This window comes from Limosilactobacillus caccae, from assembly GCF_900156885.1.
Lineage (GTDB): Bacteria > Bacillota > Bacilli > Lactobacillales > Lactobacillaceae > Limosilactobacillus > Limosilactobacillus caccae.
In genome coordinates this window covers 215,340-228,316 of sequence record NZ_FTOY01000010.1, presented here as the reverse complement: position 1 = coordinate 228,316, position 12,977 = coordinate 215,340, and the positions used below count along the sequence as shown (strand labels likewise).

At 49.2% G+C, this 12,977-nt stretch carries 15 protein-coding genes; all 15 read left to right on the top strand.

What is annotated here, in order from left to right; translation table 11 throughout:
• Window positions 1–3 precede the first annotated feature (3 nt).
• The 15 genes from CZ502_RS04285 to hemC all read left to right on the top strand — a co-directional run bounded on the left by CZ502_RS04285 (window position 4) and on the right by hemC (window position 12,972).
• Window positions 4–765 (top strand): cobalt-precorrin-4 methyltransferase, encoded by a 762-nt coding sequence (locus tag CZ502_RS04285; RefSeq protein WP_076459861.1) that lies wholly within the window; start codon window positions 4–6, stop codon window positions 763–765.
• Window positions 766–768: 3 nt separating this feature from the next.
• Window positions 769–1,827: a cobalt-precorrin 5A hydrolase gene (locus CZ502_RS04280; protein ID WP_076459860.1), complete on the top strand. Its 1,059-nt coding sequence runs from the start codon at window positions 769–771 to the stop codon at window positions 1,825–1,827.
• 11 nt (window positions 1,828–1,838) lie between these two features.
• Window positions 1,839–2,564: a precorrin-3B C(17)-methyltransferase gene (gene cobJ / locus CZ502_RS04275; protein WP_076459859.1), complete on the top strand. Its 726-nt coding sequence runs from the start codon at window positions 1,839–1,841 to the stop codon at window positions 2,562–2,564.
• The gene (cobK, locus tag CZ502_RS04270) at window positions 2,561–3,319 is read left to right on the top strand and encodes a precorrin-6A reductase (RefSeq protein WP_076459858.1); all 759 of its coding nucleotides are present in this window, start codon (window positions 2,561–2,563) and stop codon (window positions 3,317–3,319) included. Before cobJ ends, cobK begins: the two co-directional genes overlap by 4 nt.
• Window positions 3,309–4,706, top strand: a complete 1,398-nt coding sequence (gene cobA, locus CZ502_RS04265) for a uroporphyrinogen-III C-methyltransferase (protein WP_076459857.1) — start codon at window positions 3,309–3,311, stop codon at window positions 4,704–4,706. The genes cobK and cobA overlap by 11 nt, the downstream gene beginning before the upstream one ends.
• Window positions 4,699–5,466 (top strand): sirohydrochlorin cobaltochelatase, encoded by a 768-nt coding sequence (locus CZ502_RS04260; protein ID WP_076459856.1) that lies wholly within the window; start codon window positions 4,699–4,701, stop codon window positions 5,464–5,466. Before cobA ends, CZ502_RS04260 begins: the two co-directional genes overlap by 8 nt.
• Window positions 5,467–5,479: 13 nt before the next feature.
• Window positions 5,480–6,184, top strand: coding sequence for a cobalt-factor II C(20)-methyltransferase (locus CZ502_RS04255; RefSeq protein WP_076459855.1), 705 nt, complete (start codon window positions 5,480–5,482; stop codon window positions 6,182–6,184).
• The gene (locus CZ502_RS04250) at window positions 6,181–6,924 is read left to right on the top strand and encodes an energy-coupling factor ABC transporter permease (RefSeq protein ID WP_076459854.1); all 744 of its coding nucleotides are present in this window, start codon (window positions 6,181–6,183) and stop codon (window positions 6,922–6,924) included. The genes CZ502_RS04255 and CZ502_RS04250 overlap by 4 nt, the downstream gene beginning before the upstream one ends.
• Window positions 6,921–7,235 (top strand): energy-coupling factor ABC transporter substrate-binding protein, encoded by a 315-nt coding sequence (locus CZ502_RS04245; protein ID WP_076459853.1) that lies wholly within the window; start codon window positions 6,921–6,923, stop codon window positions 7,233–7,235. Before CZ502_RS04250 ends, CZ502_RS04245 begins: the two co-directional genes overlap by 4 nt.
• A gap of 23 nt (window positions 7,236–7,258) precedes the next feature.
• Window positions 7,259–7,936, top strand: coding sequence for a cobalt ECF transporter T component CbiQ (gene cbiQ, locus CZ502_RS04240; RefSeq protein ID WP_076459852.1), 678 nt, complete (start codon window positions 7,259–7,261; stop codon window positions 7,934–7,936).
• A gap of 12 nt (window positions 7,937–7,948) precedes the next feature.
• Window positions 7,949–8,758 carry an energy-coupling factor ABC transporter ATP-binding protein gene (locus tag CZ502_RS04235; RefSeq protein WP_076460581.1) on the top strand — a complete coding sequence of 270 codons (810 nt, stop codon included), beginning with the start codon at window positions 7,949–7,951 and terminating at the stop codon, window positions 8,756–8,758.
• 63 nt (window positions 8,759–8,821) lie between these two features.
• Complete coding sequence (locus tag CZ502_RS04230) at window positions 8,822–10,330, top strand: cobyric acid synthase (protein WP_076459851.1); 1,509 nt, start codon at window positions 8,822–8,824, stop codon at window positions 10,328–10,330.
• Window positions 10,331–10,332: 2 nt separating this feature from the next.
• Entirely contained in the window at window positions 10,333–10,794 is a 462-nt protein-coding gene (locus CZ502_RS04225; RefSeq protein WP_234982448.1) for a precorrin-2 dehydrogenase/sirohydrochlorin ferrochelatase family protein, read from the top strand.
• A 2-nt stretch (window positions 10,795–10,796) separates the two neighbouring features.
• Window positions 10,797–12,065, top strand: a complete 1,269-nt coding sequence (hemA, locus tag CZ502_RS04220; protein WP_076459850.1) for a glutamyl-tRNA reductase — start codon at window positions 10,797–10,799, stop codon at window positions 12,063–12,065.
• A complete protein-coding gene (gene hemC / locus CZ502_RS04215) occupies window positions 12,055–12,972 on the top strand; it encodes a hydroxymethylbilane synthase (protein WP_076459849.1) in 918 nt (305 codons plus the stop codon). The genes hemA and hemC overlap by 11 nt, the downstream gene beginning before the upstream one ends.
• The last annotated feature ends 5 nt before the right edge of the window (window positions 12,973–12,977 follow it).

Below are 12,977 nucleotides of genomic sequence, written 5' to 3'. Positions count from 1 at the left end.
TAGATGGCAATTGTAAGTTTTGTAGGTGCAGGACCTGGTGAGACTGACCTAATCACCTTAAAGGGGTACAAGTTACTGGCGGAAGCTGATGTTGTGATTTACGCCGGTTCGCTGATTAATAAGGACTTGCTTAACTACTGTAAGGATGGTGCGGAATTATACGATAGCGCCACGATGACGTTGGACGATATCGTTGACCGGATGGAAGAATCAGTAAAAGCGGATAAAGAAGTTGTCCGCCTGCAGACGGGGGACTTTTCAATCTATGGTTCAATTCGGGAGCAGATTGAGGAAATGAAGAAGCGGGGCATTGACTACCAATGCGTTCCTGGCGTTAGCTCCTTCCTGGGAGCCGCGTCGAGCATGGGGGTTGAGTATACTGTCCCCGAAGTTTCCCAGAGTGTAATCATCACCCGGATGGCTGGGCGGACCCCGGTTCCTGAAAAGGAATCTCTCCAGTCCCTAGCCCAACACCAGACGTCGATGGTAATCTTCTTATCCGTTCAGGGAATCAAGAAGGTCGTTGACCAACTGATTGCGGGCGGCTATCCAACTGATACACCCGCTGCCGTGATTTACAAGGCAACCTGGCCAGACGAAAAGGAAGTCCGGGGCACCTTAGCGGATATTGCGCAAAAGGTCCACGATGCAGATATTCGCCGGACGGCCCTGATCATGGTTGGCAAGTTCTTGGGGGATGAATATAACTATTCCCACCTTTACGACGCCAGTTTTAGTACCATGTTCCGCCAGAAAAGTAAGTAACCAATGAAACGATTTGCAGTGATTGCACTAACGACTGGCGGCGAGAAAACAGCGCGACGCCTGGTCGAGCTGCTAGCAGGGCAACAACAGCTAATGACCGACCTTTTTTTGCCCCAGCGGTTGGCGCAAGCAGGAGCAGTGGCATTTGCTAAGGGGGAATTTACCCCGACTATTCACCGCCTTTTCCGGGAGTACGATTGTGTAATTTGCGTGATGGCAACAGGGATCGTTATCCGGTCATTGGCAGGGGTAATCGTTGACAAAACGGTTGATCCTGCTGTGCTGGTGATGGATGAGAAAGCCAACCATGTCATCAGCTTATTGTCCGGCCACGTTGGCGGGGCAAACGAGTGGACCCAGTTAGTTGCCCGTTTAACCGGTGCTGACCCAGTAATTACGACCGCTACCGATACCGAGCATGTTCAGTCCCTGGATATGCTCGCAAAACGGCTAAATGGTTGGTACCCCAACTTTAAGAAGAACACGAAATTCTTTAACCGGTTGCTGGCGGAAAAAAAGCCAGTCGAACTCTTTATTGAGCCTTATTTGCAAAAATTTGCGGGTGAACTTACCGGTTTTACCGTTCTTGACCAGGTTGACCAGCACAAGGCGGGAGTTCCATTAGTGATTGTGTCGGACCACGATCGCTTTGCTAAGCTTGTTGACGCTGTGCAAGTCGTTCCACGGATTAATGTCTTAGGGATTGGTTGCCGGAAAGGGGTCACCGATGGGATGATCCAAGAAGCCTTTGCAGAGTTTTGTGCCCAGCACCACTTACTATGGCAATCAATCGTTAAGGCGGTGTCGATTGATGTTAAGCAAGAAGAAGGGGCAATCCAGTACCTGGCAACGACAATCGGTGCGGAACTTGAATTTTTCACCGCGGCACAACTGCAAGCGGCCAGTGCCCACTATCCGGCATCACCATTTGTCTTAAAGACTGTGGGGGTAGGCAACGTTGCGTGTGCAGCAGCGGATTTTGCTAGTGGCAGTCGCACCACCACGGAGCGTTATGTCGGTCATGAAGTTACGATGGTCCTTAGTCGGCTGTACGAGATTTAGGAGGAAAAAATATGTTATACGTAGTTGGTCTCGGACCAGGAGCAAAAGAATTAATGACGGAGGAAGCACGGCAAGTAATTGAAAACACCCACACCATTGTCGGCTATGCAACCTATGTCCGGTTAATCGAAGACATGATTGAAGGCAAAGAACTGGTTGTTACCGGGATGCGGGGTGAAATTGACCGTTGTAAAAAGGCCCTGGAAATTGCGGCAACCGGCAAGGATGTTGCCATTATTTCAAGTGGGGATGCCGGGATCTACGGCATGGCTGGCCTCGTCCTCGAATTGGCAGGCAAGATGGATGAGCATATTGACGTGAAGGTTATCCCCGGGGTGACCGCAAGTATCGCCGCCGCTGCCCACTTGGGAGCACCGTTGATGAACGATTTTTGTCACATTAGTTTGAGCGACCTCATGACCCCGTGGGACGTAATCACCGCCCGGGTTGATGCTGCGGCTAAGGCTGATTTTGTGATCTGCCTCTACAATCCACGTAGTAAGGGCCGCCCACATCACTTACGCAAGGCACTTGATATCATCCTCAAATACAAGTCCCCTGATACTGTTGTGGGAATTGGTAAGGATGTCGCGCGACCAAAAGAAATTGACAAGGTTACCACCATCAAGGACCTTGATGAAACTGAGATTAACATGACGACAATTGTGATCGTCGGGAATAAGAATACCTATGTTCAAGATGGGCGAATGATCACCCCGCGGGGCTACACACTATGATTTTACTGCTTGGTGGAACAACGGAAAGTTTGGCGGTTGCTGATCTTTTGTCTGCTCAGCAACGACCGTTTGTGGTGTCGGTCATCAGTGACTATGGGGCGGAATTAGCAGGACACCACGCGAAAAACGTTGTTAAAACAACCTTTACGGAAGAAAGCATTCGCCAATTCTGTCGTGACCAGCAAATTAGCTTGATTTTAGATGCAACCCACCCCTTTGCCCGGGTGATTTCGCAGTTAGCAATGGCGACGGCCGTAGACCTGGACTTACCGTATTTACGGTTTGAGCGGCAGAATACGTACAGCAAGGATGCGCCGTTAAAGATGGTCGATTCATTAACGGCAGCTTGTGACTACTTAAAAGAGCTTACGGGAAAAATTTACCTGTCTACTGGTAGTAAGACTGCGCCAGAATATGCGCAACGCCTGGGGGTTAGCCGCCTGCATGTGCGGGTGCTTCCAACCACCCGGGTGATGGCTAACCTTACGGATGCCGGATTTATCGCATCGCAAATTGATGCAATCCAGGGACCGTTTTCGGTTGCCTTAAATGTTGATTTATTCAAACACGCGAATGCCGCGGTGGTGGTCACGAAGGAAAGTGGTCGGCAAGGGGGGATTCAAGAAAAAATAGCGGCATGTGCGCAGCTAGGGATCCCGTGTGTTGTTATCCGCCGACCGCAGATGGCTTATCCACAAGTTGTCGCGAGCCTTGATGAATTGTCAGCGTACTTGGAGGAACACAATGAATGGTAGAGTAACACTTTTGGGGGCTGGCCCTGGTGACCCAGAATTATTGACGTTAATTGGCAAACGCCGCCTACATGAAGCGGATGTTGTCTTGTATGACCGCCTAATTGACCCGTCACTACTGGCCTTTACCAGTGACAAGGCTAGCTTGGTTGATGTTGGGAAGCTTCCTGAGCACCACAAGGTCAAGCAGTCGCAGATTAACCAGTTACTGGTCGATTATGCCCGGGATGGAAAAAATGTTGTCCGGCTTAAAGCAGGTGACCCATACGTCTTTGGCCGCGGTGGCGAGGAAGCCCAGGTTCTTGAACAACAGGGCGTGGTCTTTGAAGTCGTTCCCGGAATTACCAGTGCGATTGCGGGCCTGGCTGCCGGCGGGATACCGATTACTCACCGGGACTATGCCTCTAGTTTCCATATCATCACGGGTCACCATAAAAAGGATGGGCAAAAGGAACTCGACTGGGGCAACATTGCCCACCAGGAAGGGACCCTCGTTTTCTTGATGGGGATGGCGCAACTGCCAACGATTTGCAGGGAATTGGTTGCCCATGGTAAGGAAAAGGCAACCCCGGTTGCGGTTATTCAATGGGCAACACAGTGGCGGCAAAAAATGGTCACCGGTGACCTCGCCACGATAAACGACCTGGTAGCTCGTCACCACATTTCGTCACCAGCACTGATTGCGGTGGGGGATGTCGTCAAGTTAAGTGCGCAACTAAACGTTTCCCGGCCGTTGCAGGGAGTTCATGTTTTGCTTCCGTACAGTAAACGGCAACGGCTCTTTAACCAGCTAGTAGACCGGGGCGCGACTGCGGACTTTTACCAGCGGACGGCCAAGCAGGCCCTAACGGCGGACCTCACAGTGGTTGACCAGGCGCCAGTTTTACTGGTTGATAGCATCGCGGCCTACCAACAGTTTGTTAACCAGCTCGTCAACACGGGTAAGGACTTACGGGCCCTGACCGGGAAGAAGATTATTGCATTAAACCAAGTTGTGGCCCGCCATCTCGCAACGGCGGGGCTAATTGCCGACGGCGTATTAGCTGAAGTTAACTTACCAACTGATTATGTTGAACTTGGTGGGGAAAAGCCGCTGACAACCGGCGGTCACTTTCTGCCGCTTTACCAAAAAGCCCCCCATCCCCGGCAACTGCCATTTGACCTGGCCGAATTTAATGCGGTGGTTTTCCCTAGCACGGATAGTCTCAATGACTTTGTCCTCGCCCTTGATGATTCACAGCGTGCACAACTGGCCGGCCTGAAGGCATTTACGATGGGACCGACAATCAGTGCTGCTGCAACTAAACTAGGCTTCCAGGAAGTAATTGACTGCCGGTCAGAAATTAAAGAAACAGTCAAGGCAATCGAGGAGGAATTTAGGCGTGACTAAGAAGGCAATTTTAGCAGTGAGCTTTGGGACAACTTTTCCCGAGACACGTAAGAAGACCATTGGGACAACCGAACGGGCAATCAGCTGTGCTTTTCCCGATTACGATGTATTCCGGGCATTTACCTCCAAAATCGTTCGCAAGCGAATTCAGGAAAAGGAAGGACTGACAATTGATGATCCGGCAACGGCGTTAAGTAAGCTGCTTGACCGGGGTTACGAAGAAGTGTACGTCCAGTCCCTGCACATTATTCCAGGAATTGAGTATGGCCTGGTTAAAGATGTCGTTTCTGAATACAGGGACAGGTTTAAGCTGCTTAGGCTGACGCCGCCACTTCTTGAGACATTTGCGGACTTTGAACGGCTGACGGACTTTTTGAAAAAGCAAAGTGCGTACCTGCCGAGTGGTAAAGCAATCTTATGGATGGGCCATGGTACCGCCCATAGTTCATTTACTACTTACGCTTGCCTCGACCACATGCTGGCTGGCGCGAAGAGTTACGTTGGGGCAGTCGAAAGCTATCCGGACATTGAGGATGAAGTGATGCGGTTAAAGCATGCGCAAGTGACAAAGGTCTTTATGCAACCGTTGATGATGGTGGCGGGCAATCACGCCCATAACGACATGGCGTCTAATGACCCAGACTCGTGGAAGTGCATTTTAAAAAAGCACGGGATCACTGCCCACCCCGTCTTAAAGGGATTGGGAGAATACCCGGAGATTCACGATATGTTTATTGCAAAGTTAAAGGAAATCATTTAGAGAAGGTGAGATAATGGCTAGTTTTTATGGCATCGGTGTTGGCCCCGGTGACAGTGACCTGTTGACAGTTAAGGCGGTGGCGACAATTAAGCAACTTGATATTTTATATGCTCCGCAGGCCCACAAGGGGAGCAAGAGTGTCGCCGAACGGATAGCGGCACCATACCTGCCAGAAACGCTAACGGTTAAAAAACGCCACTTCCCGATGGTAAATGACTGGGAAACTAAGATGGCCAGTTGGCGCACAATTGCAGATGAGATTAAAGCTGATGTGCAAGCAGGACACAACGTGGGGTTCTTAACCCTTGGTGACCCATCAGTTTACAGTACTTTTAGCTATATCGCGGACATGCTGGTTTCGGATATTGATGTTCAGACGATTGCGGGGATCTCCTCGTTTAGTCAAATCGCTGCTAGTCTTTCGGTTCCGCTAATGCTCGACGAGGAGTCCTTAGAGGTGGTTCCGGCCACGGCCGCGGAAAGCAAGTTAACCCAGGTGATCGACCTGAATGATAATGTCGTCATCATGAAAATTGCGACTAACTTCGCGAAGGTTTACCGGATCTTGCAGGAACGTAACCTGCTTGATAAGACGATCGTGGTAGAAAATGCTTCGATGGCAACGCAACGGGTCCGCCGGCTATCAGATTATGCTGTGGAGGATAAGCTACCGTACTTTACGACCGCCTTGCTAAAGAAGGAGGGGAAAAAGGCATGAAACTGCTAGAAAAGTATCGCAAATTTTTGCTGTTTTTAGCGCTCGGGTTTAGCTATTCGCTAGCCTACCCAATGACAGCGCATGCGATGCACATCATGGAGGGAATGCTGCCACCGCGCTGGTGTATTTTCTGGTTTGTTGTTTCAGCGCCCTTCTTCGTTTACGGCCTATACCGGATGTATAAAATCACCAATTCTGATGTGCCGAATGCCAAAGTAATGCTGGCCCTTTGTGGCGCCTTTGTCTTTGTTCTTTCGTCATTAAAGTTGCCGTCCGTGACGGGTTCTTGTTCGCACCCCACTGGTGTTGGCCTGGGGACGGTGATGTTTGGTCCGGGTGTAATGTCAGTACTAGGGGTGATTGTCCTCTTATTCCAAGCCCTGCTCCTGGCGCATGGTGGGTTGACCACTTTAGGTGCTAATGAATTTTCAATGACCATTGTCGGCCCAATCGTCGGTTTTGCAGTATGGAAATTATGCCGGGCGTTAAAGGTGAATCGCTCAGTGTCACTATTTCTCTGTGCAATGTTTGCCGACTGGTCAACTTACGTAATGACGGCCCTCCAATTAGCAATTGTCTTTCCTGATCCTAATGGGGGCATCGGTGCAGCCTTAATTAAGTTCCTCGGAATTTATGCCGTTACCCAAATCCCGTTGGCAATTGCCGAAGGATTATTAACGGTGATCGTTTATAACCTTGTAATCAGTAATGACCTTTGGAAGGAGACCGCATTGCAATGAAAAAACGGACGAAGACCAATATTATCTTACTGATCTGCGTCATCTTGCTTGTCTTGCTCCCCTTTATCTTTGTGAAGGGGGAATATGGTGGCAGTGATGACCAGGGGACAGAACAGATTAAAAAGTATGCCCCTAATTATCAGGCGTGGGCCCATCCTGTCTGGACACCACCGTCGGGTGAGATTGAGAGCTTGCTCTTTACGGTTCAAGGATCGATCGGAACGGGAATCATCTGTTACTTTATCGGTGCGGCTCATGGAAAAAAGAAGGCCCTTGAAGAAAAGGCTAGTAAAGAAGCTTCCAGTAAGTAAGTCAGCAAGCGGGGTGGCGATTAATGCTAAGTATTGATAAGTATGCTTATGAAAACCGGATCGTTAACTGGTCCCCGAAACTAAAAGCCCTGCTGTGGCTGGTGGGGATTACCCTGGCCTTTCAACCCGTGCAATGGATAAAGGCAGTTGTTTTAGTGGCTGTCGCGGGGATAACGGTCTACGTTACCAAGGTGTCCGTCCGGCGTTACCTTCGCTGGTTTTATGCCATCCTTCCCTTTGTTATCCTCAGCATTATTGGGATCGTTGTAACAGTTGCTAGTGACAAGGCTTCATTACTGTGGCCGCTTAAAGTAGGGAGTGTTTATCTCGGAATGGCGAAGGTAATGCTCCCGCAAGCTGGACGGGTTGCCTTGCAATGCATGACCGCGATTGTTTGTACCTATTGGTTTGCATTGACCACCCCCTTCATTCAGATTTTGCAGGTCTTAAAAGCGGCCCACCTTCCCCGGATGATGATTGAAGTGACGATGCTGATGTATCGCTTCATCTTTATCTTTGTCGATGCCTTTGAGCAGATCCACCGGGCACAAAAGTTACGGTGTGGTTATGATTCGGTCGGGATGACGATTCATTCATCCGCAGTGCTGGCAAAAATGTTGTTTGAGCAAGTGATTATTAATTATGAGATGATGACGAAGGCCCTGGACGCCAAGTTATACGATGGAGAGTTTTATATCTAGGAGGTAATGAAGGTGATTGAATTAAAACATCTTAGTTTTAGTTATGATGACAAGCATCAAATCCTGGATGACATCTCGTTAAAGCTCGGTACCCCTGGGCAGCAAGTCGTCGGCATCATGGGTCACAATGGTGCTGGAAAGTCGACCTTATTCTTGAATTTGGTCGGTGAACTAAAACCGACTGCCGGTCAGATTCTTATTGATGGCCAGCCGGTATCCTATAGCAAAAAGGGTCTTCGCGATTTACGGCGGAAGGTGGGGATTGTCTTTCAAAATTCCGACCAGCAGATCTTTTACTCGGTAGTGAAGGATGACGTTGCCTTTGCCCTGCATAACCTGAAAGTTGCCCCTGCCGAAATCGATACCAGGGTTGACCAAGTATTAAAAAAACTCGACATCCTACCGTTAAAGGAACGGCCAATCCAGTACTTAAGTGGTGGGCAGAAGAAGCGGGTCGCGATTGCCGGAATCATGGTGATCGGTTCGGAATGGATCTTGCTTGATGAACCGACTTCCGGGCTTGACCCTGATGGCCGGCAGCGGATGAAGGAGCTTATTCAGCAGTTAGCCGCCAATGGTCAGCACATCATTTTATCGAGTCACGATATGGATTTTATGTATGAAGTGTGCGACTACTTCTGCTTGCTAGGGAATGGCAAGATTTTGAAGCAGGGCGGCAGGCAGGAAGTCTTTGCTGACGAGCAACTATTACGGGAAAATAAGTTAGAGCAACCATGGCTGGTGAAAATTCACCAGAAACTTGGGTTGCCACTGTACGACAGTGAGCAAGAATTATTTTCAAAAGAGGGTAAAACATATTAACGGCGAATGCCGGTGGGAGAACAACTCCCGTACATATCAATTCTATTTTTGGGAGGAATAATCATGGCAGTGCAATCAGTAATGTTTCAAGGAACCGCATCAGATGCCGGGAAAAGTTGGCTAGCAGCCGCTGTTTGCCGCATCTTAGCTAACCGGGGCAAGAAAGTTGCTCCGTTTAAATCACAGAATATGGCGCTCAATTCCTTTATCACTGACAAGGGGGATGAGATGGGCCGGGCCCAGGTCTACCAGGCAGAAGCGGCCCGGGTAAATCCAGATGTGCGGATGAACCCGATCCTATTGAAACCATCGACGGACCAAGACTCCCAGGTGATTGTGATGGGGAAGGTATTAGCGGACATGGATGCGGTCAGCTATTTCAAGTTTAAGACCAAGCTAATTCCCCAGATTATGGAAGCCTATAACGGCTTGGCAGAGGAAAACGACGTGATAATTTTAGAAGGGGCTGGTAGTCCTGCCGAAATTAACCTAAATAAGAACAGCATCGTTAACATGGGGATGGCCCGGATGGCAGATTCCCCGGTGATCCTGGTTGCGGACATCGATAAGGGCGGTGTCTTCGCGTCGATTTACGGAACGGTCAAGTTGATGCCGGAAGAGGACCAGCGACGGATTAAGGGCATCATCATCAATAAGTTCCGCGGTGATAAGACGCTGCTTGAGCCCGGTAATAAGATGATTGAGAAACTGACCGGGATTCCGGTGATTGGGGTTGTCCCAATGAGCGACATTGATATTGACGAAGAAGATAGTGTCGCCCTCAGTCGCAAACCACGGCAAAAAAATACCGCCAAGGACCTGGACGTTGCCGTAATTGACCTTAATAAGATCTCGAATTTTACCGACATTCATAGTCTAAAAATTCAACCGGATGTGTCAGTCCGCTACGTCCTGAAGGCCGAAGAACTTGGCACGCCAGACCTGTTAATCCTCCCCGGCAGCAAAAATACCAACGAAGATCTTGCGGCCTTAAAGAAGAATGGTTTAGCGGCCGCAATTACCCGCGCGCATGCTAACGGCAGTATCGTTGTCGGCATCTGTGGTGGTTACCAGATCCTCGGACGCAAACTTAGTGACCCTGCCGGGATTGAATCGGCGATTAAGGAGCAGGCGGGCTTAGGATTACTCGATACGGAAACGGTGTTTAACGAGAAGAAGACGACGACCCAGGCAGTTGCCAAGCGGGGTAATTATGTTCTCACTGGCTACGAGATTCATATGGGAACCACAACGTTGGGCTTGAATGCCAGCCCCTTTGCTGTAATTCAGGAGACCAACGGGCAGGCGGAGCAACGGAATGACGGGGCGGTTAATAATGATGGTACGGTGATTGGAACCTACCTGCATGGGATCTTTGATAATCCCTACTGGACACGGCACCTCTTAAACCAGATCCGGCTATCGAAGGGCTTGGCGCCGCTAGTTGACACCGAAGTTTCGATTAGTGAATACAAGGACCAGCAATACGAAAAGCTTGCTAAGCTCTTTGCGGATAATGTTGACATGGAGAAGTTTGATCAGATTTTAAGAGACTCAGCAAAGGATGATTAGTCATGATGAAATCGCCATACCCAATTATCTTGAACCTGTCGACTAAAAAAGTGGCGGTTATCGGTGGGGGCAATGTTGCCCGCCGGAAACTCAAAAAACTAATTGCCGCAGGGGTAACCCCTACCGTAATTAGTCCGCAATTAGCTGCCGGGATCGACCAAGCAAAGGTTCACTGGATCAAGGATGTTTACCGGCGGCAATACGTGGAGGAAATGGATGTAATTGTTGCCTGCACCAACGATGCGGCAGTTAATGACCAAGTAAAGGCCGAGGCAACTCATTTCCAGTTGGTTAATAACACTAGCGATAAAAATAATTCAGATTTTTATAACCTGGCGACCCTTAGTTCGGATGACATGTTCATCAGCGTATCAACAGTTGGCAAGTCACCGGCTGTTGCCAAAAAGATGAAAAACGAAATTAAGGACTGGGTTAGCAAGAAATTTCATAAGGAGTTTGACTAAGGATGTATTTGATGTGTGTGAGTCTAAATTACCATCAACTACCGATTGAATTGCGCGAAAAATTTTCATTCTCTGCGGAAGAGGTAGCACAAGCTGATAAGTTGCTGCATCGGGAGAAAAGTATTCTTGAAAACCTCTTGATTTCAACGTGCAACCGGACGGAAGTGTATGCGGTCGTCGACCAAATCCATACGGGGCGTTACTATATCAAACGTTTTTTGGCCGAATGGTTTAATTATTCGGTTGACGAGTTTAGCCAGTATGTTTCAATTAATACTAGGGAGGAAACAGCAGAACACCTCTTGCGGGTGATTACCGGACTAGATTCCCTGATTAAGGGGGAGCCGCAAATCCTTGGCCAGATGAAAAATGCCTTTCAGGTTGCGACAAAGCAAGAAACGACCGGGGTGATTTTAAACCACCTTTTCCGGCAGGCCATTACTTTCTCTAAACGGATGCATACTAAGTACCGGGTGAGTGAACTTGCCCAGTCATCAGGTCAGGCCGGGCTTCACCAAATCAAGGCATCCTTTGGTTCCTTGGACGGGAAGACACTAGCAGTCATTGGGATGGGCCATATCGGCCGGCATACCGCCTACAATGCTAGCAACATGGGCTTTAGCAGAGTTTTGTTACTAAACCGGACGGATAGCAAGGCAGAAGCAATTGCGGATAACCTTCAGGGAGTTGTCGAAGCACGACCGTTTGATCAGCTTGTGACGGTATTAGCCGAAGCAGACGCAGCGATTTTTGCGGCGGCAGTTAAACAGCCGCTGTATGAGACCTATGCTAGTACACAAGGAATTATCATTGATCTGGGCGTGCCACGGAATGTGGCGGTCAGCAGTGATAGCCCAGTTGACTACTATGACATCGACAACCTTCGCTCGATCTTGACTGCTAATGACGAAAAGAAGCGGACAATGCTAAAGCAGATTGAAGCGGAAGTTCCAGCAGAAGTGCATGATTTCTACGTTTGGGAAAAGCAGCTCCACATTGTCCCGGTGATCCGGGGGCTCCGGGAGCATTCACTACGAATCGAAGCTGAAGCATATGACAGCCTTCTTCGTAAGTTACCGGACCTGGATGCCCATGAGCGGAAGATAATCAGCAAGCACATGAAGAGCATCGTCAACCAGATGATCAAGGGGCCGATTAAGGAGATCAAGGAGCTGTCTGTTACCCCAGGGGCGACTGATGATATTAACTTCTTCTGTAAGATTTTTGGAATGGAAAACTTAAAGGTGGAGAATCAACAAAATGGCAAATAAGGTAGTTGTCGGCAGCCGGAAAAGTAAGCTAGCGATGGCCCAGACGAAACTGGTTATTGCGGCACTCGCAAAACTTTTTCCGACGACTGACTTTGAGATTAAAAATGTGATTACAGAAGGTGACCGGAACCAACGGGCGAGTTTAGCCAAGCTTGGGGGGAAGGGGGTCTTCGTTAAAGAAATTGAAGATGAGCTGCAGGATGGGACAATTGACTTTGCGGTCCACAGTTTAAAGGACGTGATGCCAACCCTGCCGGATGACCTGACTCTGGGGGCATTTCCCCACCGGGTCTCCCCGTTTGATTGCTTGGTAAGTCGGCAGCCAATTGCCAGCATTGCTGACCTTCCGCGGGGTGCCCGTATTGGGACCAACAGTTTGCGCCGCCAGGGCCAACTATTAAGTGTTCGCCCTGACTTAGAAATTGTACCGATCCGGGGCAATATCGATACGCGGTTGAAGAAAATTGATACGGAAAACCTTGACGGGGCTGTGCTGGCAGAAGCCGGGTTAGAAAGGTTGAATGTTGACCTCAGCGGTTACCACGTCTTGAACCTCAAGGAGGTAGTTATCCCGGCGGTTGGCCAGGGCTGCTTAGCAATTGAGTGCCGGAAAGATGACCAGCGAATCTTGAAGATGCTCGAGCAAATTAATGACCCTCAGTCAGCGGAGTGTATTCACATTGAACGGGAATTCATGCGTGAGCTTGGGGGAAGCTGTAACTTTCCAATTGGGGGCCATGCCTATTATGAAAATGGTCAGCTGGTCTTCGATGGGTTGATTGCCTCGCCAAATGGGGAACACGTCGTTAAAGAAGAAAAAATTCCTGCCAATAAGCCTGGAGTCGGCAAGCAAATTGCTGATCAGTTATTGGCAAGAGATAAATTTGGAATTATTGAAGGAGATTGAAAATC